Source organism: Streptomyces sp. NPDC018610, assembly GCF_044391765.1.
Classification (GTDB): Bacteria; Actinomycetota; Actinomycetes; order Streptomycetales; family Streptomycetaceae; genus Streptomyces.
In genome coordinates this window covers 366,018-391,250 of record NZ_JBISAL010000007.1, presented here as the reverse complement: position 1 = coordinate 391,250, position 25,233 = coordinate 366,018, and the positions used below count along the sequence as shown (strand labels likewise).

Sequence of the window (25,233 nt, the reverse complement as noted above, 5' to 3'; positions counted from 1 at the left end):
CGGTCCGCCCGGCCGCCTCACTTCGCGTGGCGTACCGCGTAGATCATGACGAACGCCACGATGTGGATGCCGAAGAGGAAGTACCCCAGGTAGTACCAGACGTAGCGCTCGCGCTTCTTCTCCAGGGCGAGGCGCTCGCGTTCGGCCGTCCGTCCGGGGTCGTCGTCCGCCGCCATCGTCCTCAGCGCTCCCGGTGGACCTTGGTGTTGGACGCCTGGGCGCGCGGGCGCACCACGAGCAGGTCGATGTTGACGTGGCTGGGCCGGGTCACCGCCCAGGCGATGGTCTCCGCCACGTCGTCCGCGGTCAGCGGCTCGGCCACGCCCTCGTAGACCTTCGCGGCCTTCTCCGCGTCGCCGCCGAAGCGGGTCAGCGCGAACTCCTCCGTGCGGACCATGCCGGGCGCGATCTCGATGACGCGGACCGGCTGCCCGACGATCTCCAGGCGCAGGGTCTCGGCGAGGACGTGGGCGCCGTGCTTGGCGGCGACGTAGCCCGCGCCGCCCTCGTACGTGCCGTGGCCGGCCGTCGAGGAGACGACCACCACCGTGCCGTCGCCGCTCGCGGCCAGCTTGGGCAGCAGGGCCTGGGTGAGGTTCAGGGTGCCGATGACGTTCGTCTCGTACATCGTGCGCCAGTCGGCCGGGTCGCCGGTGGCGACGGGGTCGGCGCCGAGCGCGCCGCCCGCGTTGTTGACCAGGACGCCGACCGTCGTGAAGGCGGAGGCGAACTCGTCGACGGCCGCGCGGTCGGTGACGTCCAGCTGGTAGGCCGTGGCCGAGTGGCCGGCCGCGCCGATCTCCTCGGCGAGCGCCTCGATGCGGTCCTTGCGGCGGGCGGTCAGCACCACCCGGTAGCCGGCGGCGGCCAGCCGGCGGGCCGTGGCGGCGCCGATGCCGCTGCTCGCACCGGTGACGACGGCGATGCGGGAGGCGGCGGACGGTGCGGCGGTGGCCATGGCTGCTCCTGGGAGGGTTCGTAGGCTCGGCTCCGACCAGCGTAGGCGAACGTCAGCCGCCGTTCCTCGGCGCCCACATGATCAGCGCCATGCCGGCCAGGCACACCAGCGCGCCGGCCACGTCCCAGCGGTCGGGGCGGTAGCCGTCGGCGATCGCGCCCCACAGGATCGAACCGGCGACGAAGATCCCGCCGTAGGCGGCGAGGATGCGGCCGAAGTGGGCGTCGGGCTGGAAGGTGGCGACGAAGCCGTACGCGCCGAGGGCGAGGACGCCGCCGGCCGCCCACAGCCAGCCGCGGTGCTCGCGCACGCCCTGCCAGACCAGCCAGGCGCCGCCGATCTCGAACAGGGCGGCGACGACGAAGAGGGCGGCGGAGCGCAGGACCGACGGCATGCGAGCAGCTTCGCACGTGGCCCGGGCGGGGCGGGCGGGCGGTGCGGTCCGGGCGGGGCGGCTGGAGTGGTGCGGCCCAGGTGGTCCGTGCGGCTGCGCGCCCCGGCGGTCCGTGCCGCGGTGCGATCCCGGCGCGTGCGGCGGTGCGGCCCGGGCGGTGCGGTGGCGCGATCCCGGCGCGTGCGGCGGTGCGGTCCCGGTGGTGTCACGGCTCCGGGGACCGGTCCGCGGCGGGTGCGGAATACCTGCGGGAGGGGGACGGTTCCACGGGTATAGTTGAACCGTCAACAACCTGGAGGATGAGCGACCATGCAGTTCGGGATCTTCAGCGTCGGCGACGTCACGCCGGACCCCACCACCGGCCGGACCCCGACCGAGCGCGAGCGCATCAAGGCCATGGTCGCGATCGCGCTGAAGGCGGAGGAAGTCGGCCTGGACGTCTTCGCGACCGGCGAGCACCACAACCCGCCGTTCGTGCCGTCCTCCCCGACCACCATGCTCGGCTACATAGCCGCCCGCACCGAGCGGCTGGTCCTGTCCACCTCGACCACCCTGATCACCACCAACGACCCGGTGAAGATCGCCGAGGACTTCGCGATGCTCCAGCAGCTCGCGGACGGCCGGGTGGACCTGATGATGGGCCGCGGCAACACCGGACCGGTCTACCCCTGGTTCGGCAAGGACATCCGCCAGGGCATCAACCTCGCCATCGAGAACTACGTCCTGCTGCACCGGCTGTGGCGTGAGGACGTCGTGGACTGGGAGGGCAAGTTCCGCACCCCGCTCCAGGGCTTCACCTCCACGCCCCGCCCGCTGGACGGCGTGCCGCCGTTCGTCTGGCACGGCTCCATCCGCTCCCCGGAGATCGCCGAGCAGGCCGCGTACTACGGCGACGGCTTCTTCCACAACAACATCTTCTGGCCCGCCGACCACACCAAGCGCATGATCGAGCTGTTCCGCAACCGCTGGGCCCACTACGGGCACGGCACCCCCGAACAGGCGATCGTGGGCCTGGGCGGCCAGGTGTTCATGCGGAAGAACAGCCAGGACGCGGTGCGCGAGTTCCGCCCCTACTTCGACAACGCCCCGGTCTACGGCCACGGGCCCTCCCTGGAGGACTTCACCGCCCAGACCCCGCTGACCGTCGGCTCCCCGCAGCAGGTCATCGAGAAGACGCTGTCCTTCCGCGACTACGCCGGCGACTACCAGCGCCAGCTGTTCCTGATGGACCACGCCGGCCTGCCGCTGAAGACCGTCCTCGAACAGCTCGACATCCTCGGCGAGCAGGTCGTGCCGGTGCTGCGAGAGGAGTTCGCCAAGAACCGTCCGGCCGACGTGCCGGACGCCCCCACCCACGCGTCCCTGCTGGCCGCGCGGGACCAGGACCACAAGGCGGAGGAAGAGGTGAGCACCGTATGAACAAGCTCGTCGTCGTGTCGGCGGGGCTGAGCGTCCCGTCCTCCACCCGGCTGCTCGGCGACCGGCTGGCCGCCGCGACCGCCGCCCGCACCGGCGCCGAGATCCAGGTGATCGAGGTGCGCGACCTCGCCGTGGAGATCGCGCACAACCTCACCAACGGTTTCCCCGGCCCCGCCCTGGCCACCGCGCTGGACGCGGTGACCGAGGCGGACGGGCTGATCGTCGTCACCCCGGTGTTCTCCGCGTCGTACAGCGGACTGTTCAAGTCCTTCTTCGACGTGCTCGGGGCGCGGGACAAGGACGCCCTGGCGGGCAAGCCGGTGCTGGTCGCCGCGACCGGCGGCACCGCCCGTCACTCGCTCGTCCTGGAACACGCCCTGCGCCCCCTGTTCGCCTACCTGCGGGCCGTGGTCGTCCCCACCGGCGTCTACGCCGCCTCGGAGGACTGGGGCGCGGAGGGGCTGCCCGAGCGCGTCGAGCGGGCCGCCGGGGAACTGGCGGCGCTGATGACGGGACTGTCCGCGCGGCCCCCGGCGGCCCGCCGCGAGGCCGACGGCTTCACGGTGGTGCCGTTCGAGGAGCAGCTGGCGGCCCTGCGCACCTGATCCGCGGCCGAGCGCGGCCCCCGGCGGCGGGGGAGCGGCCCCACGGCGGCGGGGGGACGGCAGGCGTCCGTCCCCCGTTGCCGCCGGCACGGTGAGAGCCGGGTAAAAAGGGCGATCGCACACCCGCTCGCCCCGGCCGCGACGCCCTGGCCTTGGCAGACTGGGCGCGTGCCCCAGACTGTGCTGCTCGCCGAAGACGACCGCGCCATCCGCCACGCCCTGGAACGGGCGCTGACCCTGGAGGGCTACGAGGTGACCGCGGTCGCCGACGGCGTCGAGGCGCTCGCCCAGGCCCACCGCACTCCGCCGGACGTCCTCGTCCTCGACGTGATGATGCCGGGCATCGACGGACTCCAGGTCTGCCGGGTGCTGCGCGCCGAGGGCGACCGCACCCCGATCCTCATGCTCACCGCCCTGGTGGAGACCGCCGACCGCATCGCCGGTCTGGACGCCGGCGCCGACGACTACGTCGTCAAGCCGTTCGACGTCGAGGAGGTCTTCGCCCGGCTGCGCGCCCTGCTGCGCCGCACCAGCCCGGTCGCCGCCGGCCCCGCCGAGGACGTACCGGCCAGGGACCCGCAGCTGCCCGAGCGGCAGATCGAGGCCGCCGGGATCCGCATGGACCTCCAGGCCCGCCGGGTGTGGCGCGGCGCCCGCGAGCTGGAACTGACCCGCACCGAGTTCGAACTCCTCGAACTGCTGGTCCGCAACGCCGGCATAGTCCTCGACCACTCCACCATCTACGACCGCATCTGGGGCTACGACTTCGGACCCGGCTCCAAGAACCTCGCCGTCTACGTCGGCTATCTGCGCCGCAAGCTCGACGAGCCGGACGCGCCGCAGCTGATCCACACCGTCCGCGGCGTGGGTTACGTGCTGCGGGAGGACTGAGTGGGCCGTCTCGCGCGGCTGCTGGACCGGCCGCGGCCGGGGCTGTCGTCGCTGCGGACGACCTTCGCGGTGACGTTCGCCCTGGTCACCGCCGCCGTCACCGTCGTCGTCGGCATCCTGTCGTACAACTCCGCCGCCCGGCTGGTGCGGGTGGACCAGCAGTCGGTGTTCACCCAGGTCGTGCAGGACGTCCAGGACGAGGTGCGGCGCTACGACCGCACGCCCGAGGACTTCATCTCCTCCCGCCCCGGGCACGAGGTCGTCCGGCCCAACCGCACCGACGTCCAGGTGCTCGGCGCCCGGGGCCAGGTCGTGGACCGCGGCAGCCCCCCGCTGCCCGTCACCGGCCGCGACCGGACCGTGGCGGCCGCCGCCACCGCCGGGAAGACCGTCGAGTACCAGGACGTGGCCGTCGCCGACGACGTGTACCGCGTCGCCACCGTCGCCCTCGGCGACGGCCGCGGCGCCGTGCAGATCGCCCAGGAGTTCAGCGACACCGAGGACCTGCTGCACGCGCTCCAGCAGCGGACGCTGATCCTGATGGGCGCCGTGGTCGTCGCCGCCGGCCTGTGCGGCTGGTGGCTGGCCCGCCGCATCACCCGGCGGCTGCGCATCCTGACCGCCGCCGCCGAGGACGTCGCCCGCACCCGGCGGCTCGGCGTCGACGTCCCCGTCACCGGCCACGACGAGGTGGGCCGCCTCGGCCGCTCCTTCGACCGGATGCTGGGCCGGCTCGCCCAGTCCGAGGAGGACCAGCGCCGCCTGGTCCAGGACGCGGGCCACGAACTGCGCACCCCGCTCACCTCGCTGCGCACGAACATCTCGCTGCTGCGCCGCATCGACGAGCTGCCGCCCGGCAGCCGCGAGGAACTCGTCGCCGACCTCACCCAGGAGGCGCGCGAGCTCACCGACCTGGTCAACGAGCTGGTCGACCTCGCGGCCGGCCAGTCCGACTCCGAGCCGCCGCAACAGGTCGACGTCGCCGACATCGCCGAGGACGTGGCGGGTCTCGCCCGCCGCCGCACCGGACGCGACATCGTGGTCCGCGCGAGCGGCGACACGACCGTGGACGGCCGGGCGGGGTTGCTCCAGCGGGCCCTGTCCAACCTCGTCGAGAACGCCGCGAAGTTCGACCGCGGCGGCACCGCGCCCATCGAGATCGCCGTCTCGGGCCCGGCCCGGCCGGGCACCGTGCGCGTCGAGGTCCTCGACCGCGGCCCCGGCATCGCCGAAGGCGATCTGATCCGCGTCTTCGACCGCTTCTACCGCGCCGCCGACGCCCGCTCGCTGCCCGGCTCCGGACTCGGCCTGTCCATCGTGCGGGAGGTGGCGACGGCTCACGGGGGCGCCCCGTTCGCCTCCCGGCGCCCCGGCGGGGGAGCGGTGATCGGGTTCACGGTGGGGGCGGAGCGGGAGCGCGGCCACGGTCACGGCCACGGTCACGGCCACGGCCACGGTCATGGGGCCGGTCATGAGCGCGGCTACCAGGAGGGTGGCGGGGCGCACGGCGGCAGCTGAGGGGCGCGGCGGGCGACGCGGGGCATGGCGGGCGCCGAGGGGCGCGGCGGGAGCGAAGTGCTTCGCGTCCGGGCCCGCCGCGCGGCGGCTACAGCCTCGCCCAGCGCTGGGAGGCCTTCCCGGTCGAGCAGGGCGTCGCCGACACGTTGCCGCCGAAACCGATGTCCAGGCAGCCGCCGTTGAAGACGCTGACGAGGGTGCTGCCGGAACCCGCCCGCCACAGCCGCGGACTCTGGCCGTCGCAGGTGCCCACGAGCACGTTCTGCCCGCTGAAGTTCGCACTCAGACACTGGCCGCTCTGCTTGTTGACCAGCTGGAACGCGCCGCCGGAGGCGCTTTTCCTCGTCCACGAGGCGGTCGAGCCCGCGCAGTCACCGGTGGACGCGGCCATGTACTGGGCGGTCAGGCACGCACCGGTGTCGCCGTTCTTGTAGGAGGACGTTCCGCCGGAGGACGGCGGCTGGGAGGTGCCGCCCCCGCCCGAGGGACCGCCGGACTTCGACCCGGACCCGGTCCCCGAGCCGGACCCCGATCCCGATCCGCTGCCGGACCCGGACCCGCTGCCCGACCCCGATCCGGAGCCCGTGTGGGAACCCCCGGCCGCGCCCGAGCCGGAGCCCGATCCGCCCCCGGAGCCGTGCGAACCGCCCGACCCGGCGGGGGAGCCCGGACCCGGGCCGCCGTCCGCGCGCGCCGACGCGGCGCCGTCCGGCTGGGCGCCGGGGCCCTTCGACGACGTGCGGCCCTTGCCGGGCGAGGCGGAACCGGCCGGTGTGGGTTGCCCCGGGCCGCGGGACGTCGTCGCGGAGGCGGTGGGCGCGGTGGCCCGGGCGTCCCCGGAGACGGACGCGGAGACGGACGGGTTCGCCTGGGCGCCGGACTTGGAGGAGTAGGGGAGCAGTTGGATCGCGGTGGTCGCACCGGCCACGATGACGATCGGCACGACGGCGAACAGCACGCGGCGGCGCCTGTGCCGGCCGGCGGAACGCTTCGCCGGGGTGCCGTCGCCGGGGGCGGTCCGCTTCCCGGAGCCCCCGGAGCGCGGTCGCGACCCGGAACCGGCCCCGTCGTCCGGCTCCGGCGTCGGCTCCGCGGCCGGTCCCGCGCCCGGCCGGGGGGCCGACTCAGGGTTCTCGCCAGCGAGTACGGCGGCCTCGCCCGGCAGCGTGGCCTTCAGTACGTCGGCGGGCGGGACGGTGGCCGCGAACGCCGCCCTCTCGGACAGCCGCGCGGTGACGGCGGCCGGCCACAACGGCCTCGTGGCCGGGCCCCTCTCCCCGGCGAGCGCGGCCAGTTCGGCCGCGGTCGGGCGGGCCCCGGGGGCCTTCTCCAGACAGGACGCGACGACCTCGGCGAGGCCGGGGTCGCGGTCGCGGAGCGGCTGGAGGTCGGGCTCGTCGTGGACGATGCGGTAGAGGAGGTCGAGCCCCGCGCCCTCACCGAAGGGCGAGTGGCCGCTCGCGGCGCAGGCGATCAGCGAACCCAGGGCGAACACGTCCGTCGCGCCCGTCAACGCCCGTGATCCGGAGGCCTGTTCGGGTGACATGTAGGCGGGGGTGCCGACCACCATGCCGGTCTTGGTCAGCCGGCTCTGGTCGGCCGCGCGGGCGACGCCGAAGTCGATGAGGGTGAGGCCGTCGAGGGTCAGCATGACGTTCGACGGCTTGAGGTCCCGGTGCACCATGTCCAGGTCGTGCACCGCGCGCAGGGCCGAGGCGGCCTCCCGCAGCAGCAGCCACAGCGCCTCGCCGGGCAGCCCCTCGCCGTGCAGGTCGACGGCCTCGTTCAGGGTGAGGCCGGGGACGTAGGCGGTGGCCAGCCAGGGCGGCTTCGCCTCGCGGTCGCTGGCGAGCAGCGGGGCGGTGGCGTCGGCGGGCAGCCGGGTGAGGTTGTCGAGTTCGTGGCCGAAGTGCCGTAAGAAGCCCTGGTCCTCCGCGAGCAGCGGGAGCACCTGCTTGACGGCCGCGTACCGCCCCGCGTGCACGCCCAGGAAGACGCGGCCCATGCCGCCCGAACCGAGTCGTCCCACCAGCGGGATGGAACCGATCCGGCGCGGATCGTCCGGGTTCAGCGGCTCGGCGCCGCTGCCGCTCAGGTCGAACGGCCGCCCGTCCCCGCCGCCCCCGTCCGGCCCGTGTCGCTGGTCCGGTCCGTCCGGCCCGTGTCGCTCGTCCGGTCCGTCCGGCCCGCGCCGCTGGTCCGGTCCGTCCGGCCCGCGCCGCTGGTCCGGTCCGTCCGGCCCGCGCCGCTGGTCCGGTCCGTCCGGCCCGTGTCGCTCGTCCGGCCCGTGTCGCTCCGGTCCGTCCGGCCCGGGCTCGCCGGCCTCCGCCGTTTCTTCGGGCTGCTGTCCGGTGTGCCGCTGTCCGGTCCTCGGCGTGTTCCCGTTTCCCCCGGTCCCCGTCATGCCCGGCAGGCTACCGAAGCGGCGAATGCCCTGTCACCGAACGGACCTGGCGTCAGGGCCGGTTCCCGCCGCCCGGCTCGCCCCCGGCGGAAGCGGCGCCGTCCGCTGCCGTGCCGCCCGAGGCGGAGTCCGCGGCGACGGTGCACGCGGAGGCGGTGTCCGCGGAGGGGGCGTCGACGCCGTCCTGGAGCGGGGCGGCGAAGGCCGGCGCCTGGTCGTCGCGTCTGAGGGGCGCGGTCAGCAGCCACACCAGGTTCCCCACGGCCGCGCCGGCCGCCACGACGGCGACGATCACCCCGGCCGTGGCGAAGCCGTTGTTGAACAGCCGGGGCCGGGGATTGAGGATGTGCAGCCCGAACCCGCACAGCTCGTACACGCCGACGGCGGCGATCGTCAGACTCACGACGAGCACGGCGACGGTCGGCCCGAGCGCGCCCTCGGACTCGCCGCCGCCTCGCACGCCCGACCTCGTCCCGGTCGCGGCGCCGGGCGCCGGACAACGCGCTTCCCGCATGGATCCCCCGTCGGCAGATGGAATGCGACGGAGCCCTACAGTACGTAGTGGCTCGCCCAGGGGTGAAACCGGCCATCGCCCGGAGGGATGACCCAGCCCGCGTGACCGGGCACGGCACGGCGCCCGCAGGGCCGTACCCTGCGGGCGCCGTGGGAATGACGCGGGCTAGCAGAAGCCGTTCAGGCCCCACCACTCGCCGTTGGTGCGCTGCCCGCCCGCCAGGAGGCCGTTGCCGCGGCCCTGGTAGGTGACGAGCCAGCCGAGGTTGCCGGCGTAGCCGTCGATCACGTACTTCTCGTTGGTGACGGCGGCCAGGTCGGGGCGGCCGTCGCCGGAGAAGTCGCCGACCGCGATGAGCTGCGCCATCGAGTTCCAGCCGCCGTTGCCGACCAGGACGCGAGCGCCGAGGGCGGAGGCGCGGCCCGGGTAGAGCCAGAGCTTGCCGGTGGAGGCCTCGCGGGCGTAGAGGTCGGGGCGTCCGTCGCCGTTCATGTCGCCCACGCCGGTCAGCGCGTTCATGCCGTTCCAGCCGCCGGTGCCGATGAGCTTGCGCGCGCCGAGGGCGCCGGTGGAGGTGCCGGGGTAGAGCCACAGCTTGCCGGTGGACTTCTCGGCGGCGATCAGGTCGGCGCGGCCGTCGCCGGTGAGGTCGCCGACGGCGCTGATCTCGCGCATGGCGTTCCAGCCGCCGGTGCCGATGAGCTTGCGCGCGCCGAGGGCGCCGGTGGAGGTGCCGGGGTAGAGCCAGAGCTTGCCGGTGGAGGCCTCGCGGGCGATGAGGTCCTCGCGGCCGTCCCGGCTGAAGTCACCGTGCCGGGTCAGGGCGTTCATGGCGTTCCAGCCGCCCGAGCCGATCAGCTTGCCGGTACCCGCGCCGGAGGCCAGCCACAGCCGCCCCACCTTGTCGCGGGCGAGCACGTCGGCCCTGCCGTCGCCGTTCATGTCACCGAAGCCCAGCGACCTGGGCGCGACCTCGGCCGCCCAGCCCGGGTAAGGGTCCTGGGAGCACTCGCGCTCGGTGGGGACGAACTTGACCGAGCTGATCGTCGCGGTGGGGGACGCGCCGTACTCGCCGGCGTCGTCGGGTTCCGCGGGGAAGTAGCCGCCCCAGGGGGTGTAGTTCTTCTCGTCGTAGACGCAGGCGATGGACTTCGTACGGTTGACGTACGAGTGGATCTTGTTGTCCCAGCTGCCGAGGTCCGCGACGCTCTTGTTCGTCTTGTACATCGACCCGGTCGCGTTCTGGTTCGCCCAGCCGCACCAGTAGCCGGCCGGACAGTCGTACGAACTGGCCGCCGCCTCAGTGGCGTTCACCGCGGCGACACCGGTGCCGGCGAGCACGAGACCGGCCAGCGTCGCCACGCTCCGGGTGAAACGATTCCCCATATGCATCCCTCCCTTGGATGATCGCTCGCACTTTAGCCCGTCTTTACCGACTCGGGGAGTTCCTTTACGGAAGCGGGGGGGCGACGCACCGCCCGCCTCAGCCCGCCGCCCACGCCCGTGACCGCCCCCGCGGCTTGCCCCGAGCCGCCGCCGCGGGCACCGTGGAGGTATGGGCGCTCGCGAAGGCCCCACGCTCATCACATCCGTGCAGCGGGCTTTCCGGTTGATGGAGGCGGTCGGGGCCCATGAAGGCGGCGCGCCGGCCAAGCAGCTGGCGCGGGAGACGGGGCTGGCGCCGGCCACCGCCTACCACCTGCTGCGCACCCTGGCCCACGACGGATACGTGCGGAAACTGGAGGACGGCTCCTTCGTCCTCGGCGAGCGGCTGGGGTCGCTGCACACCGTCAGCCGGACCCAGGCGCTGCTCAGCCGCGTCCGCCCGATGCTGGGCTCCCTGCGGGACGACCTGTCCGCCGCCGCGTACCTCACCTTCTACGAGGACGGCGAGATCCGGGTGGCGGAGATCGTCGACGGGCCCCGCGCCCCGCGCGCCGAGCTGTGGGTGGGTTTCGAGGACGCGGGCCACGCCACCGCGCTGGGCAAGTGCGTGCTGCGTGAGCTGGACGACGAGGCGCGTCAGGAGTACCTGTCCCGGCACTCGCTGGCGGACCTCACGCCCAGGACGGTCACTCACCGTGAGGAGCTGCTGCGCCGGCTCGACGCGGTCTCCGACGCCCCGGCCGTCACCGACCTGGAGGAGTACTCCCTCGGGGTGGTCTGCGTCGCGGTGCCGGTGTACCGGGGCGACACCCTCGGGTCCCTGGGCATCTCGCTCAGGGCGGACCGTTCGTCCAGGATCGGGGAGGCCTCCGTACGGCTGCTGACCGCGGCGAACCGGGTGACCAGGGGGCTCTCGCTCACTATCTGAAACTCGCGCCCTTGTGACCTGGCGCCCGGAGGCCGTTCACTGGAAATACGAGACATTCCGGACGGACGGCGAGAGAGGCAGAGGGCGCGGAGTGCGGACACCCACACAGCTCACCCTGAACAAGGACGACCACCTCGTCCACGGCACGGCGAACGGCTGGACCGTCGTCGGCGTCACCGGCGAGGTGGACGTCTGTTCCGTCCCCGCGATCCGCGAAGCCGTCCTCCGCCTCGTCGAGGAGGGCCACCGGCACTTCGTCCTCGACCTGTGCGACGTCACGTTCATGGACTCCATGGGCCTGGGCCTGATCGTGGCGATCACCAAGCGCCTGAGGGCACGCTCGGGCTCCCTGCTCCTGGCCTGCGCCGACCCCCGGATCCTCAAGGTCTTCAAGGCCGGCGGCCTGCACGCCGTCTACACCTTCCACCCCTCATCCGCGGAGGCCACCCGCCGGCCCCCCGAGGGCCACGGCCTGGAGGGATGGCCCCACTTCCGGGACTGACACTCCCGGGGGACCCCGCACCGCACGCCTTCGACAAGCTCAGGGCCAGACCAGGCAGTAGGGCTGATGCCCCGCCTCGTGCAGCCGGTGGCTGAAGTCCTGCCACTCGTGCAGCAGCTGGTACACGTTGAAGGCGTCGCGGGGGCCGCCGCGGTCCGGGACCGTGGACCAGATGAAGGCGGCCGCGCCGACCGCCTCCTCGCCGATGTCGCGCAGGGGGTCGACGACCGTCATGGGGAGTTTGACGACGGCGTAGTCGGGGTGCAGGACGACCAGTTCCAGCGGCGGGACCTTGTGGAGGGGGACGCCCTCGATGCCGGTCAGCACCATCGCGGCCATCGTCTCCGGCTTGATCTTGGTGAACATGCCGTTCATGCCGAGCTCGTCGCCGCCGAGCTCCTCGGGACGCATCGAGATCGGGACGCGGGCCGCGGTCGCGCCGTCGGGCGCGCCGAAGTACTTGTACGTCACCCCCACCCGACCACCATTCCTGCTTCCGGCCCGGAGACGGTCGGCGCGGCGATCGATCCGGTGATCGACGCGCCGGTCGAGCCGCTCGGGCTCACTCGGTACGCCCTGTTCCTGACGTGCTTCGGCCGCTTCCTCCGCCTCGCGTCGGTGCCTTCCCCGCCGGGCACGTCGAGGACCCAGGTCATCAGTCCCCTCGCCCAGTCCGCCACCGCGATGCATATCTCCACCCGACTGCTTTTCTAGGACGCGTGGTCCCCGCCGCGCAACCCGATCATCGTGTCAGTGACCTCCCCCACGGCCGCACGCCGAAACGTACGCCGAAACATTCCGCCCGCGAGATCCTCGCGGCCCTCGAGACGTCTTGGACACGACCCTGACACGACCCTTCGCCCTGTCCATACGTACGAGGAGCCCAGTTTCTCAGATGGGCGGCGACGAATCCGCTTCTTCGGGTGTCCGGGTTCCCGGTCCCGAGGCACCGGACGCCCACGGGCGCCGGCGTCCCGGCCCCCACGGGCGCCAGGGTTCCGGCCCCCACGGACACCAGGGCCCCGGGGCCTTCGGCCCGCTGGCCTACCCTGAACAGGTCACTGCCCACCGGATTTATGAGAAACCGCCGAGAAATCGGAGAAGCCGCAGGTCATGAGCGAACTGCCATATCCATACGAAGCCCCCGTCTCGCAGGCGCTGTTCGACCGTGCGGCGGCCGTCACGCCCGGCGGTGTGAACTCGCCGGTGCGTGCCTTCCGCGCCGTGGGCGGCACGCCCCGGTTCATGGTGTCCGGCAGCGGCCCGTATCTGAAGGACGCCGACGGGCGCGAGTACGTCGACCTGGTGTGCTCCTGGGGGCCGATGATCCTCGGCCACGGCCGGCCCGAGGTGATCGCCGCCGTGCAGGAGGCCGTCGCGCGCGGCACCTCCTTCGGCACGCCCGGTGAGGGCGAGGTCGCCCTCGCGGAGGAGATGGTGGCGCGCATCGCGCCGCTGGAGCAGGTCCGGCTCGTCTCCAGCGGGACCGAGGCCACCATGTCCGCCATCCGGCTCGCCCGCGGGTTCACGCGGCGCGCCAAGGTGGTCAAGTTCGCCGGCTGCTACCACGGCCACGTCGACTCCCTGCTCGCCTCGGCCGGGTCCGGCCTCGCCACCTTCGCGCTGCCCGACACGCCCGGCGTGACCGGCGCGCAGGCCGGCGACACCATCGTGCTGCCGTACAACGACCTCGACGCCGTGCGGGCCGCCTTCGCCGCCCACCCGGACGAGATCGCCTGCGTGATCACCGAGGCCTCGCCCGGCAACATGGGCGTCGTGCCGCCGCTGCCCGGCTTCAACCAGGGGCTTAAGGACATCTGCCGGGACAACGGCGCGCTGTACATCTCCGACGAGGTGATGACCGGGTTCCGCACCAGCCGCGCCGGCTGGTTCGGCGTCGACGGCGTCGAGCCCGACCTGATGACCTTCGGCAAGGTGATGGGCGGCGGGTTCCCGGCCGCCGCGTTCGGCGGGCGCGCCGACGTCATGGCGCACCTCGCCCCGGCCGGCCCCGTCTACCAGGCGGGCACCCTCTCGGGGAACCCGGTCGCCACCGCCGCCGGCCTCGCGCAGCTGCGCCTGCTCGACGACGCCGCCTACGCCAAGGTGAACGCCGTCTCGCAGCAGATCCAGGCCCTGGTCTCCGAGGCCCTGACCAAGGAAGGCGTCGCGCACACCCTGCAGAACGCCTCCAACATGTTCTCGGTGTTCTTCACCGACCGGCCGGTGCGCGACTACGACGACGCCAAGGCGCAGGAGTCGTACCGCTTCACCGCCTTCTTCCACGCGATGCTGGCGAACGGCGTCTACCTGCCGCCGTCGTCCTTCGAGTCCTGGTTCGTCTCCACCGCCCACGACGAGCAGGCCCTCCAGCGGATCGCCGACGCCCTCCCGGCGGCGGCCCGGGCGGCTGCGGAGGCGACGGCATGAGCGAGGAGACCATGGGCGCCGAGGCCAGGAACGACGACGTCACCGTCGTCCACCTCATGCGCCACGGCGAGGTGGAGAACCCGACCGGGGTGCTGTACGGGCGGCTGCCCGGCTACCACCTGTCCGAGCTCGGCCGGCAGATGGCCGAGCGGGTCGCCGAGCACCTCGCGCCCCGCGACGTCACCTACGTCGTCGCCTCCCCGCTGGAGCGGGCGCAGGAGACGGCGACGCCGATCGCCAAGGCGCACGGGCTCGACCTCGACACCGACGAGCGGCTGATCGAGGCGGAGAACGTCTTCCAGGGCAAGACCTTCGGCATCGGCGACGGCGCGCTGCGCCGGCCCGCCAACTGGAAGCACGTCGTCAACCCGTTCAAGCCGTCCTGGGGCGAGCCGTACGTCGACCAGGTGGTGCGCATGATGGGCGCGCTGAACGCGGCGAAGGACAAGGCGCGCGGGCGCGAAGCGGTGCTGGTGAGCCACCAGTTGCCGATCTGGATCGTGCGCTCCTACGTCGAGCGGCGGCGGCTGTGGCATGATCCGCGCAAGCGGCAGTGCACGCTCGCCTCGCTGACGACGTTCACGTACCAGGGCGACCGGATCGTCTCCGTCGGCTACAGCGAACCGGCCCGGGATCTGGTGCCGGCTCATCTCCTCGCGGGCGCCAAGCCGGTGAAGGGACAGGGCAAGGCCTTCGGGGCCTAGGGACTGTCCACCCGGGCGGACGGTTCCCGTTCCCCGGGCGCCCGCCCGGAGGGCACGGCCGGAGGGCACGGCCGGCGCGGAGAGTGCGCGGGGGCGCGCGAGATGCGGAACGCGCGACGCCGCTTGGCATACGGTGCGTAAGACCGCTGTAAGCCCTCGGTCACATATGAACAGTTTCCATGCATTTGTTGTGAAATTCATATCGATCCGCGCAACCGTCCTTTCCGTCACGGCCTCTGAGTGGGTGACCACATCAGAGGACGTGACGGATCGGGGATCTCATGCGCACCTTCTCCCGGAGGGGAATACTCGGCCTCGGCGCGGGCACCGCGGCCGCCGTCTCGCTGGCCGGCTGCGGCGGCGAGAAGTCTTCGGGCGGCTCGCACCACGCGGGGGACTCCGGGTCGGACAAGGGCTCGCAGGGCAAGGGGACGCAGGCCCCCGCGCGCCTCATCGGCGACGGCTCCACCTCGTTCACCGGCAAGCAGCCGCACCAGCCCGCCAAGCCGGTGCCGCTGGAGCCGGGCCAGACCCCGCCGCAGTTCGTCATCTTCTCCTGGGACGGCGCCGGCGAGGTCGGCAACGGCCTCTTCCCGCGCTTCCTGGACCTGGCCAAGCAGCACCAGGCGGGCATGACCTTCTTCCTCTCCGGGCTCTACCTGCTGCCGGAGTCGAAGAAGCGGATGTACAACCCGCCGAACAACCGGCGCGGCGCCTCCGACATCGGCTACCTCGCCGACGACCACATCAAGGCCACGCTCACCAACGTCCGCCGCGCCTGGCTCGAGGGCCACGAGATCGGCACCCACTTCAACGGCCACTTCTGCGGCGAGGCCCACACCTCCGTCAAGTGGTGGACGCCACAGCAGTGGCGCAGCGAGATCGACCAGGCCAAGGCGTTCGTCAAGGAGTGGAAGACCAACACCGGCTGGCACGACCTGCCCGCGCTGCCCTTCGACTACGACAAGGAGCTGGCCGGCGGCCGCACCCCCTGTCTGCTCGGCCAGGACAACCTGCTGCCCACCGCCCGCGAGCTCGGCTGGCGCTACGACGCCTCCTCGCCCGGCGGCCTGCAGGTGTGGCCGGCGAAGAAGCAGGGCATCTGGGACCTTCCGCTCCAGCAGATACCTTTCCCCGGACACAAGTTCCAGGTCCTCTCGATGGACTACAACATGCTCGCCAACCAGTCCGTGAACTCCACCAAGGCGCCGCCCGCCAACTACCCGGGCTGGCGGCAGCAGTCCGCCCAGTCCTACATCCAGGGCTTCGAGCGGGCCTACCGGACGAACCGGGCGCCGTTCTTCATCGGCAACCACTTCGAGCAGTGGAACGGCGGGATCTACATGGACTCCGTCGAGGAGGCCTTCAAGCACATCGCGGCCGAGCGGGACAAGGGCGCGGACGTACGCCTGGTCTCCTTCCGGCAGTTCGTCGACTGGCTGGACGTGCAGAAGCCGGAGGTGCTCGCCAAGCTGCGCACCCTCGGGGTCGGGCAGCAGCCCACGGGCGGCTGGAAGACCTTCCTGCAGGACACCGCCGGCGCCGGGACCGGCACCCCGGCGGGCGCCTCGGCCACGGCCTCGTAGCCGGGCCGGCCACGGCGTCGCAGCCGCCTCGCCGCGGTGTCGCGTTCGCCCCGAGCCGTGGTGTCGCGTTCGCCCCGAGCCGTGGTGTCGCGTTCGCCCCGAGCCGTGGTGTCGCGTTCGCCCCGAGCCGCGGTGTCGCGCGTGCCTCGCCACGGCGTCGCGGCCGCCCGGGCCAAGGCGTCGCACCCGCCCGGGTCGCGGCATCGCGGCCGTGGCGGTCACGGCCTCGCGGGGCGCGCCGAACAGCGCCTGATATGCGGTTCTCCACCCGCGAGGGGGGCGGGCAAGATCCCCGGAACAGGCATGCGAAACTTTTCACATGAGTGTCGTCAGCCGCGCCCCCCAGTGCTCGAACCGGGCGAACCGTACGTCCCGTCCGCACCGCCCGCGCACGACCCGTGCCCGTAGTCGCGCCGCACTGCTGGCCGCCGTGACCGCCGTGGCGGCGCTCGCCCTGTCCGCGTGCGGCTCCGGAGGCACCTCCGGAGGCTCCGGCGACACCCACTTCATCACCGGCTCCGACGGCATCGCGACGGTGAAGAAGGGCGAGCGCAAGCCCGCCCCCGACCTCTCCGGCAAGACCATCGACGGCAAGCAGCTCGACCTCGCCTCCTACAAGGGCAAGGTCGTCGTCCTCAACGTGTGGGGTTCCTGGTGCGCCCCCTGCCGGGCCGAGGCGCCCAACCTGGTCAAGGTCGCCCAGGACACCGCGGCCAAGGGCGTGCAGTTCGTCGGCATCAACACCCGCGACACCAGCAGCCAGCCGGCCGTGCAGTTTGAGAAGAACTTCGGGGTGCCCTACCCGAGCCTGTACGACCCGACCGGCAGGCTGATGCTCCGCTTCAAGAAGGGCACCCTCAACCCGCAGCTCATCCCGACCACGATCGTCGTCGACCGGGACGGGAACATCGCGGCGCGCGCCCTGCAGGGGCTCAGCGAGGAGAAGCTGCGCAAGATGCTCGCCCCGGTCCTCGCGGAGAAGTGAGCCGTCGTGCTACTGGCCGCAGCCACTGATCCCAACCAGACGGTGCTCAGCGGGGCCCTGCTGCTCGCGCTGCCCGTCGCCGTGCTCGGCGGGCTCGTCTCCTTCTTCTCGCCGTGCGTCCTGCCGCTGGTCCCCGGCTACCTCTCGTACGTGACCGGGGTCACCGGCACCGACCTGGGTGAGGCCCGGCGCGGCCGGATGGTCGTGGGCGCCTCGCTGTTCGTGCTCGGATTCACCGTCGTGTTCGTCAGCGGCGGCGCGCTGTTCGGGTACTTCGGGCAGACGCTCCAGGAGTACAAGGGGACCCTGTCCAAGGTGCTGGGCGTGCTCATGATCCTCATGGGCGTCTTCTTCATGGGCCTGATGCCCTGGCTGACCCAGCGTGAGTTCCGCTTCCACCGGCGGCCGGCCACCGGCCTGGTCGGCGCCCCCCTGCTCGGGGCCCTGTTCGGCGTCGGCTGGACCCCGTGCATCGGCCCGACGCTGGCCTCCGTGGTGGCGCTCTCCTCCGACCAGGCCAGCGCCGGGCGCGGCGCCGCGCTGACCGTCGCCTACTGCGCCGGGCTCGGCATACCGTTCGTGCTCACCGCCGTCGCCTTCCGCAAGGCCCTCGGCGCGTTCGGCTGGGTCAAGCGTCACTATGTCTGGGTGCTGCGCATCGGCGGGACGATGATGATCGTGACCGGTGTGCTGCTGCTCACCGGCGCCTGGGACCGGCTGGTGCAGGAGACGCAGACCTGGTCCAACGGCTTCACTGTGGGGATCTGATCCATGAGCAAGACGACAACCGGCGCCGACGCCGAGGAGACCCCGACCGCCGGGCCGTCCGGCGAGGGCGCCCCGGCCGCCACGCCCCCCGGCGAAGTCCCCGGGACCGAGACCCCCCTGTCCGCCGACGACGACCTCGGCGCGGCCGGCTCGCAGCTGTCCACCGCCCCCACCGAGACGTCCGTCCCCGGATCCTTCGGCGGCAACCGGGCCCCCGGCCTCGCCGGCCGGCTCGCCTGGACCGGGCGCGAGGCCGTCGGCTGGACACGCTGGTTCTGGCGGCAGCTGACCTCCATGCGGGTCGCGCTGCTGCTGCTGTTCCTGCTCTCCCTCGGCGCCATCCCGGGCTCGCTGATCCCGCAGACCGGCAGCAACGCCATGAAGGTCGACGCCTTCCGGCAGGCGCACACCACGCTCGCGCCGATCTACGACCGGCTCGGCCTCTTCCACGTCTACAGCTCGCCGTGGTTCTCCGCGATCTACATCCTGCTGTTCGTCTCCCTCATCGGCTGCATCGTGCCGCGCACCTGGCAGTTCACCGGCCAGCTGCGCAGCCGTCCGCCGGGCGCCCCCAAGCGGCTGACCAGGCTGCCGGCGTACGCCACCTGGCGCACCGCCGCCGCGCCCGAGGAGGTCCGCGAGGCCGCGCTCCAGGCCCTGAGGCAGCGCCGCTTCCGCGCCCATGCCGCCGGTGACGCCGTCGCCGCCGAGAAGGGCTATCTGCGCGAGGCCGGCAACCTGCTCTTCCACATCGCGCTGATCGTCATGCTGATCGCCTTCGGCTGGGGCCAGCTCTACAAGACCGAGGGCGACAAGCTGATCGTCGAGGGCGACGGCTTCTCCAACACCCTCACCCAGTACGACGACTTCAAGTCGGGCAATCTCTTCGACGACGACAACCTGGTGCCGTTCAGCTTCGACCTGAAGAAGTTCACCGCCACCTACGAGACCGACGGCCCCAACAAGGGCACCGCCCGCACCTTCCAGGCGGACGTCGACTACAGCGTGGGCGCCGACGGCGCCTCCGAGCGCCGGACCATCAAGGTCAACGAGCCGCTGGAGATCGACGACGCCAAGGTCTACCTCGTCAGCCACGGCTACGCGCCGACCGTGACCGTGCGCGACGGCAAGGGCCACGTGGTCCTGCGCCAGTCGGTGCCGATGCTGCCGCTGGACTCCAACGAGACCTCGCAGGGCGCCATCAAGGTCTTCGACGGCTACCGGAACCCGCAGGGCAAGAAGGAGCAGCTCGGTTTCTCGGCGTTCTTCGTGCCGACCTTCGCGGGCGCCGGCAAGGGAACGATGTTCTCCCAGTTCCCGGCGCTGAAGTTCCCCGTCCTCGCGCTGGGCGGCTACCACGGCGACCTGGGCGTGGACGCGGGCACCCCGCAGAACGTCTACCAGCTGGACACCAAGAACCCGAACCTGAAGCCGTTCAAGGACGCCAAGGGCGACATCCTCAAGTCCCGGCTGCTGCCGGGCGAGACCATGACCCTGCCGAACGGCGCCGGCTCCATCACCTTCGAGAAGGACATCAAGGAGTGGGCCGGCTTCCAGGTCGTCCAGCAGCCCGGCACCGGCTGGGCGCTGACCGGAGCCCTCGCCGCGATCGCGGGCCTCGCCGGCTCGCTGTTCATCCAGCGCCGCCGCGTGTGGGTGCGGGCCGTGCGGGGCGATGACGGCGTGACGGTCGTCGAGGTGGCCGGCCTGGGCCGCAGCGAGTCCGCCAAGCTCCCCGAGGAGGTCGGCGCCCTGGCCGCCCTCGTCCACGACAAGGCACCCACCCGGGCCGACGCCGACCCCGGCCGGCCGGACGCCGACACCCCCGTACCCGCCGAAGGGGCTGAGACCAAGTGACTCTCGCCGCCACAACCGAACTCGCCACGGCGACCAACGAGCATCTCGCGCACATCAGCAACACGCTGATCTACTCATCGATGGCCGTCTACACCCTGGCCTTCTTCGCCTACATCGCCGAATGGCTGTTCGGCAGCCGCAGCAAGGTGGCGCGCACCGCCGCCGCGCTGACGACGAAGGAGGACGGCGCGGCGAAGGCGCAGGCGCCCGCGGTGGCGGTGAAGTCCGCCGGCGGCACCGCCGTGCTGGAGCGGCCGAAGGTCGTCGTGCGCTCCGCCACCGGCTCCCGCGACGTGCCCGACGGTCCCGGCGCGCACGGCGGCGACGTGCAGGGCGACCTGTACGGCCGGATCGCCGTCTCCCTCACCGTGCTCGCCTTCCTGGTGGAGCTGGGCGGCGTCGTCGCCCGCGCGGCCTCCGTGGAGCGGGCGCCGTGGGGCAACATGTACGAGTTCAACATCACCTTCTCCACGGTCGCGGTCGGCGTGTACCTCGCGCTGCTGGCCCTGAAGAAGAACGTGCGCTGGCTCGGTCTCTTCCTGACCACCACGGTCCTGCTCGACCTCGGCCTCGCGGTCACCGTCCTGTACACGGCGAGCGACCAGCTGGTCCCGGCGCTGCACTCGTACTGGCTCTACATCCACGTCTCCACCGCGATCCTGTGCGGCGCGGTCTTCTACGTGGGCGCGGTCGGCACCCTGCTGTACCTGTTCAAGGACTCCTACGAGAACAAGCTGGCCGGCGGTGGCAAGCCCGGCCGCTTCGCGACCTCGGTCCTGGAGCGGCTGCCCGCCTCGGCGAGCCTGGACAAGTTCGCCTACCGGATCAACGCGGCCGTCTTCCCGCTGTGGACGTTCACGATCATCGCGGGCGCCATCTGGGCCGAGTCGGCCTGGGGCCGGTACTGGGGCTGGGACCCCAAGGAGACCTGGGCCTTCATCACCTGGGTCGCCTACGCCGGCTACCTGCACGCGCGCTCCACCGCCGGCTGGAAGGGCCGCAAGGCGGCGTACATCGCGCTCGTCGCCTTCGGCTGCTGGCTGTTCAACTACTACGGCGTCAACATCTTCGTCGGCGGCAAGCACTCCTACGCCGGGGTGTGAGCCCGCTCGGGCCGAGGCCGGTTCCGGTGACCCGAGAGGTCACGGGGACCGGCCTCGGCCATGCTGCGCGGCCCCGCGGATGGCGGCAGGCTGGTGTCATGACCGGTTCCATCGAACAGGGCACCAGCCAGACCCACGGGAACACCCATCTGCTCCACTTCCTGGTGCGGCTTCCCCGGCCCATGGAGAAGGTGTGGCCGGAGCTGACCACCCCGGAGGGCCTCGCCGCCTGGTGCACCGCCGCCGACGAGCTGGAGCCCCGGCTCGGCGGCGCGGTCAGCCTGCGCGACCTGGGCAGCGGGCGGATCACGGCGTGGGACGTCGACCGGGTGGCCGAGTACACGGTGGGCGAGGGCGACCGGATCCGCTTCCACCTCGAACGCGACGGCGAGGACGGCTCCGTGCTCCGCTTCACCCGCGAGTTCCAGGACGACGGCGAGAGCGAGTCGGAGGCGGGCTGGCGCACCCGCTTCGAACGACTGATCGCAAAGATGGCTGACCCGTCGTAGCCCCGGCGGTCGCGGTACCGGGAGCGCCGGCCGTGACCGGGAAAGCGGCCGGGGACCGCCCGCCGGCCCCGTGGTGCGGCCCCGGTGACGGAGCCGGGCAGGCCTGTGGAAGATACTGGGACACATGGCTTACGACGATCTTCGCTCCCTGCTCAGGGCGCTGGAGCGCGAGGGCGACCTCAAGCGCATCAAGGCCGAGGTGGACCCGTACCTGGAGGTCGGGGAGATCGTCGACCGGGTACAGAAGTCCGGCGGTCCCGCGCTGCTCTTCGAGAACGTGAAGGGCTCGGCGATGCCGCTGGCCATGAACGTCTTCGGCACCGACCGGCGCCTGCTGAAGGCGCTGGGCCTGAAGTCGTACGGCGAGATCAGCGAGAGGATCGGCGGGCTGCTGCGGCCCGAGCTGCCGCACGGGTTCGTGGGCGTGCGCGAGGCGTTCGGCAAGCTCGGCGCGATGACGCACGTGCCGCCGCGCAAGGTCAAGGAAGCCCCCGTGCAGGAGGTCGTCCTGCACGGCGACGACGTCGACCTGGACGCGCTGCCCGCGCTGTTCACCTGGCCCGAGGACGGCGGCTCCTTCTTCAACCTCGGGCTCACCCACACCAAGGACCCCGAGACCGGCGTCCGCAACCTCGGGCTGTACCGGCTCCAGCGGCACGACAAGCGCACCATCGGCATGCACTGGCAGATCCACAAGGACAGCCGCAACCACTACCAGGTGGCCGCCCGCAAGGGCGAGCGGCTGCCCGTCGCGATCGCCTTCGGCTGCCCGCCCGCCGTGACGTACGCCTCCACCGCCCCGCTGCCCGGCGACATCGACGAGTACCTGTTCGCCGGGTTCCTCGCGGGCAGGCGGATCGAGATGGTGGACTGCAAGACCGTTCCGCTCCAGGTCCCCGCCAACGCCGAAGTGGTCCTGGAGGGCTGGCTGGAGCCCGGCGAGATGCTGCCGGAGGGCCCCTTCGGCGACCACACCGGTTTCTACACCCCGCAGGAGCCCTTCCCGGCGCTGACCATCGACTGCGTGACGATGCGCAGGCGCCCGCTGCTCCAGTCGATCGTGGTCGGCCGCCCGCCGACCGAGGACGGCCCCCTGGGCCGCGCCACGGAGCGCTTCTTCCTGCCCCTGCTGAAGATCATCGTGCCGGACATCGTGGACTACCACCTGCCCGAGGCGGGCGGCTTCCACAACTGCGCGATCGTCTCCATCGACAAGAAGTACCCCAAGCACGCCCAGAAGGTGATGCACGCCGTCTGGGGCGCGCACATGATGTCCCTGACCAAGCTGATCGTGGTCGTCGACGCCGACTGCGACGTGCACGACCTGCACGAGGTCGCCTGGCGCGCCCTCGGCAACACCGACTACGCCCGCGACCTCACGGTGGTCGAGGGCCCCGTCGACCACCTCGACCACGCCTCCTACCAGCAGTTCTGGGGCGGCAAGGCGGGCATCGACGCCACGCGGAAGTGGCCGCAGGAGGGCTACACCCGCGACGGCGGCTGGCCGGAGATGGTGGTCTCCGACCCGGATACGGCGGCGAAGGTCGACCGCCGCTGGAAGGAGTACGGCCTGTGAGCACAGCGTCCGCCGCGATCCCGCAGCCGGGACGCACCAGGGCGTTCCTGCGCCTGGTGATGATCGAGCACTCGGTCTTCGCGCTGCCCTTCGCCTACATCGCCTCGCTGACCGCGATGTACGAGTGGGACAAGTCCGTCCACTGGGTCAGGCTGCTCCTGGTCACCGTCTGCATGGTGGGCCTGCGCACCTTCGCCATGGCGGTCAACCGGATCATCGACCGGGAGATCGACTCCCGCAATCCCCGCACCGCCCACCGTGAACTGGTGACCGGCGCGATGTCCGTGCGGCACGCCTGGACCGGCGCGCTGGTCGCCCTGGTCGTCTTCCTGGGCGCCGCCGCCGCGCTCAACCCGCTCTGCCTGGCCCTCGCCCCCGTCGCCGTGATCCCGATGGTGGTCTACCCCTACGGCAAGCGGTTCACGAACTTCCCGCAGGCCATCCTGGGTATCGCCCAGGCGATGGGCCCGATCGGCGGCTGGCTGGCGATCAGCGGCGAGTGGTCGTGGAAGGCGGTGATCCTGGGGCTCGCCGTGGGCGTCTGGATCGGCGGCTTCGACCTGATCTACGCCTGCCAGGACGTCGAGACCGACCGCGAGATCGGCGTCCGCTCGGTGCCGGCCCGCTTCGGCATCCCGGCCGCCATCCGGGGAGCGCGCGGCTGCCACGCGGTCACCACCGCGCTGTTCGTCTGGTACGCCCTGGCCACCGGCGCCGGCGCCTTCTTCTGGCTGGGCCTGGTCATCGTCGCCGGCGCCTTCGTCTACGAGCACACGATCGTCCGCCCGCACGACCTGTCCCGCCTGAACCGGGCGTTCTTCAGCGTCAACGGGTTCATCGGCATCGCGCTGTTCGTGTGCGCGCTGCTGGACCTGCTGGTGCGGGGGCTGACCCTCTGACCGCCGGGGACCGGCACGAGGTCGCCTCCCGGTTCGTTCCTGAACGCCGCCGGATAGGCTCGACACCATGAAGCCAGGAGAAACGCAGCGCACGCCTTGGATCGTGGGGGTGTCCGGAGCGTCCGGTACGCCGTACGCGGCCGCGGTGCTGCGCGCGTTGCTCGACGCCGGGGAGAGCGTCGACCTGGTGGTCAGCCGGGCCTCGCGGCTCACCCTGCTCGACGAGACCGGCATCTCCTACCGGGACGCCCACTGGCAGGACGACCTGCGGGAATGGCTGTCCCTCGGCGCCGACGGCAAGCCCGGCACCTTCGACGTGGACGTCACGGACGTACGGCACTGGAGCGCCGGCGACCTGGCGGCCGGGCCGTCCTCGGGGTCGTACCCCGCCAAGGGCATGCTGATCGTGCCCGCCTCGACGGCGTGCGTGGCGGGAGTCGCGCTCGGCCTGTCGAAGGACCTGCTGCAGCGGACGGCGAGCGTGACGCTCAAGGAGCGCCGGCCGCTGGTCGTGGCCGTTCGGGAGACCCCGCTGAACGGGCCGACGCTGCGGCAGCTGGTCGCACTGGACGACGCGGGCGCCACCGTCCTGCCCGCCTCGCCCGCCTTCTACGCCGGCGCGACGCACATCCAGCACCTGGTGGACTTCGTCGCCGGCCGCGCCCTCGACGCGGTGGGCGTGCCCCACCGCCTCTACCGCCGCTGGGAGGGCGAACTCGGGGGCTCCCGGCCCGCCTGAGCGGTACCAGCACCACCTCTTGACTCTTCGGCAACTTCGCAGATCCCTCGCCGGATCTCGTCAGTGGAAGGCTTCGATCGCATGGACGCGGTGGACAGGCAGCTCATCCAGGCCCTCAGGGAGAACGGCCGGGCCTCCTACGCGGAGCTGGGACGCCTCGTCGGCCTGTCGGGACCGAGTGTCACCGACCGCATCAACCGGCTGGAGGCGGCCGGTGTCATCACCGGCTACCGGGCCACCGTGGACGCCGCCTCGCTCGGCCTGGGCGTCACCGCCCTGATCGGCATCTCGCTGTCCGACGCCGCCGACCACGAGGACGTGGCGCAGCGGCTCAAGGACCTGCCCGAGATCGAGGACTGCTGGTTCATCGCCGGCGACGACTCCTTCATGCTCAAGGTCCGCGCCACGGACGTGGACGGCCTGGAGCGGATCATCCGGCGGCTGTCCGGCACCAAGGGCGTCTCCCGCACCCGCACCACGATCGTGCTCTCCACCAAGTGGGAGAACCGCGTCGGTGAGCTGCCCGAAGAGGTCTAGGACCCTCGGCGTACGGTAATC

General features: G+C 72.3%; 25 protein-coding genes. 18 read left to right on the top strand and 7 right to left on the bottom strand.

From position 1 onward, the window contains the following. Positions 1-17: 17 nt before the first annotated feature. The 3 genes from ACH5A8_RS20385 to ACH5A8_RS20375 are packed head-to-tail and all read right to left on the bottom strand — an operon-like array spanning position 18 to position 1,352. Positions 18-176, bottom strand: a complete 159-nt coding sequence (locus tag ACH5A8_RS20385; protein WP_399003794.1) for a hypothetical protein — start codon at positions 174-176, stop codon at positions 18-20. A gap of 5 nt (positions 177-181) precedes the next feature. Next, complete coding sequence (locus ACH5A8_RS20380) at positions 182-958, bottom strand: SDR family NAD(P)-dependent oxidoreductase (protein ID WP_399003792.1); 777 nt, start codon at positions 956-958, stop codon at positions 182-184. A 52-nt stretch (positions 959-1,010) separates the two neighbouring features. Next, a complete protein-coding gene (locus ACH5A8_RS20375; RefSeq protein WP_399003790.1) occupies positions 1,011-1,352 on the bottom strand; it encodes a YnfA family protein in 342 nt (113 codons plus the stop codon). Between the two features lie 309 nt (positions 1,353-1,661). Here ACH5A8_RS20375 and ACH5A8_RS20370 point away from each other — a divergent pair, with 309 nt between their 5' ends. The 4 genes from ACH5A8_RS20370 to ACH5A8_RS20355 all read left to right on the top strand — a co-directional run bounded on the left by ACH5A8_RS20370 (position 1,662) and on the right by ACH5A8_RS20355 (position 5,785). After that, the gene (locus tag ACH5A8_RS20370) at positions 1,662-2,771 is read left to right on the top strand and encodes an LLM class flavin-dependent oxidoreductase (RefSeq protein WP_399003788.1); all 1,110 of its coding nucleotides are present in this window, start codon (positions 1,662-1,664) and stop codon (positions 2,769-2,771) included. Then, positions 2,768-3,376, top strand: coding sequence for an FMN reductase (locus tag ACH5A8_RS20365; protein ID WP_399003786.1), 609 nt, complete (start codon positions 2,768-2,770; stop codon positions 3,374-3,376). Before ACH5A8_RS20370 ends, ACH5A8_RS20365 begins: the two co-directional genes overlap by 4 nt. Before the next feature lie 180 nt (positions 3,377-3,556). Beyond that, positions 3,557-4,267 carry a response regulator transcription factor gene (locus ACH5A8_RS20360; RefSeq protein WP_399003966.1) on the top strand — a complete coding sequence of 237 codons (711 nt, stop codon included), beginning with the start codon at positions 3,557-3,559 and terminating at the stop codon, positions 4,265-4,267. Continuing rightward, positions 4,268-5,785, top strand: coding sequence for an ATP-binding protein (locus ACH5A8_RS20355; protein WP_399003784.1), 1,518 nt, complete (start codon positions 4,268-4,270; stop codon positions 5,783-5,785). Between the two features lie 88 nt (positions 5,786-5,873). On the opposite strand, the gene ACH5A8_RS20350 is transcribed toward ACH5A8_RS20355, so the two are convergent. The 3 genes from ACH5A8_RS20350 to ACH5A8_RS20340 form a co-directional block, all read right to left on the bottom strand. Then, the gene (locus tag ACH5A8_RS20350) at positions 5,874-8,189 is read right to left on the bottom strand and encodes a protein kinase (protein ID WP_399003783.1); all 2,316 of its coding nucleotides are present in this window, start codon (positions 8,187-8,189) and stop codon (positions 5,874-5,876) included. A gap of 52 nt (positions 8,190-8,241) precedes the next feature. Further along, on the bottom strand, positions 8,242-8,649 hold the full coding sequence (locus ACH5A8_RS20345; RefSeq protein ID WP_399003781.1) for a hypothetical protein: 408 nt from the start codon (positions 8,647-8,649) through the stop codon (positions 8,242-8,244). A 219-nt stretch (positions 8,650-8,868) separates the two neighbouring features. Further along, on the bottom strand, positions 8,869-10,089 hold the full coding sequence (locus ACH5A8_RS20340) for an FG-GAP-like repeat-containing protein (protein WP_399003779.1): 1,221 nt from the start codon (positions 10,087-10,089) through the stop codon (positions 8,869-8,871). A 169-nt stretch (positions 10,090-10,258) separates the two neighbouring features. Here ACH5A8_RS20340 and ACH5A8_RS20335 point away from each other — a divergent pair, with 169 nt between their 5' ends. After that, positions 10,259-11,017, top strand: a complete 759-nt coding sequence (locus ACH5A8_RS20335; protein WP_399003777.1) for an IclR family transcriptional regulator — start codon at positions 10,259-10,261, stop codon at positions 11,015-11,017. A gap of 91 nt (positions 11,018-11,108) precedes the next feature. Continuing rightward, positions 11,109-11,519, top strand: coding sequence for an STAS domain-containing protein (locus tag ACH5A8_RS20330; protein WP_399003775.1), 411 nt, complete (start codon positions 11,109-11,111; stop codon positions 11,517-11,519). 39 nt (positions 11,520-11,558) lie between these two features. On the opposite strand, the gene ACH5A8_RS20325 is transcribed toward ACH5A8_RS20330, so the two are convergent. Then, the gene (locus ACH5A8_RS20325; RefSeq protein WP_010353923.1) at positions 11,559-11,996 is read right to left on the bottom strand and encodes a hypothetical protein; all 438 of its coding nucleotides are present in this window, start codon (positions 11,994-11,996) and stop codon (positions 11,559-11,561) included. A gap of 636 nt (positions 11,997-12,632) precedes the next feature. On the opposite strand from ACH5A8_RS20325, the gene hemL reads away from it, so the two are divergent. From hemL to ACH5A8_RS20265, 12 genes are all read left to right on the top strand, one after another. Then, positions 12,633-13,949 (top strand): glutamate-1-semialdehyde 2,1-aminomutase, encoded by a 1,317-nt coding sequence (gene hemL / locus ACH5A8_RS20320; RefSeq protein ID WP_399003772.1) that lies wholly within the window; start codon positions 12,633-12,635, stop codon positions 13,947-13,949. Next, positions 13,946-14,653: a histidine phosphatase family protein gene (locus ACH5A8_RS20315; protein ID WP_396318950.1), complete on the top strand. Its 708-nt coding sequence runs from the start codon at positions 13,946-13,948 to the stop codon at positions 14,651-14,653. Before hemL ends, ACH5A8_RS20315 begins: the two co-directional genes overlap by 4 nt. A gap of 281 nt (positions 14,654-14,934) precedes the next feature. Then, a complete protein-coding gene (locus tag ACH5A8_RS20310) occupies positions 14,935-16,239 on the top strand; it encodes a hypothetical protein (protein ID WP_399003770.1) in 1,305 nt (434 codons plus the stop codon). Positions 16,240-16,558: 319 nt separating this feature from the next. After that, positions 16,559-17,224 (top strand): TlpA family protein disulfide reductase, encoded by a 666-nt coding sequence (locus tag ACH5A8_RS20305; protein ID WP_399003768.1) that lies wholly within the window; start codon positions 16,559-16,561, stop codon positions 17,222-17,224. A 6-nt stretch (positions 17,225-17,230) separates the two neighbouring features. Further along, on the top strand, positions 17,231-17,992 hold the full coding sequence (locus ACH5A8_RS20300) for a cytochrome c biogenesis CcdA family protein (RefSeq protein WP_399003766.1): 762 nt from the start codon (positions 17,231-17,233) through the stop codon (positions 17,990-17,992). A gap of 3 nt (positions 17,993-17,995) precedes the next feature. Then, complete coding sequence (locus ACH5A8_RS20295) at positions 17,996-19,849, top strand: cytochrome c biogenesis protein ResB (RefSeq protein WP_399003764.1); 1,854 nt, start codon at positions 17,996-17,998, stop codon at positions 19,847-19,849. Then, a complete protein-coding gene (ccsB, locus tag ACH5A8_RS20290) occupies positions 19,846-20,952 on the top strand; it encodes a c-type cytochrome biogenesis protein CcsB (RefSeq protein WP_399003762.1) in 1,107 nt (368 codons plus the stop codon). Before ACH5A8_RS20295 ends, ccsB begins: the two co-directional genes overlap by 4 nt. Positions 20,953-21,050: 98 nt before the next feature. Next, positions 21,051-21,461 (top strand): SRPBCC domain-containing protein, encoded by a 411-nt coding sequence (locus ACH5A8_RS20285; RefSeq protein ID WP_399003760.1) that lies wholly within the window; start codon positions 21,051-21,053, stop codon positions 21,459-21,461. A 124-nt stretch (positions 21,462-21,585) separates the two neighbouring features. After that, positions 21,586-23,037 carry a menaquinone biosynthesis decarboxylase gene (locus ACH5A8_RS20280; protein WP_399003758.1) on the top strand — a complete coding sequence of 484 codons (1,452 nt, stop codon included), beginning with the start codon at positions 21,586-21,588 and terminating at the stop codon, positions 23,035-23,037. Next, on the top strand, positions 23,034-23,936 hold the full coding sequence (mqnP, locus tag ACH5A8_RS20275; RefSeq protein ID WP_399003756.1) for a menaquinone biosynthesis prenyltransferase MqnP: 903 nt from the start codon (positions 23,034-23,036) through the stop codon (positions 23,934-23,936). Before ACH5A8_RS20280 ends, mqnP begins: the two co-directional genes overlap by 4 nt. Positions 23,937-24,003: 67 nt before the next feature. Next, positions 24,004-24,675 carry a UbiX family flavin prenyltransferase gene (locus ACH5A8_RS20270; protein WP_399003754.1) on the top strand — a complete coding sequence of 224 codons (672 nt, stop codon included), beginning with the start codon at positions 24,004-24,006 and terminating at the stop codon, positions 24,673-24,675. Between the two features lie 81 nt (positions 24,676-24,756). After that, positions 24,757-25,212 (top strand): Lrp/AsnC family transcriptional regulator, encoded by a 456-nt coding sequence (locus ACH5A8_RS20265; protein WP_009190018.1) that lies wholly within the window; start codon positions 24,757-24,759, stop codon positions 25,210-25,212. Positions 25,213-25,233: the final 21 nt, after the last annotated feature.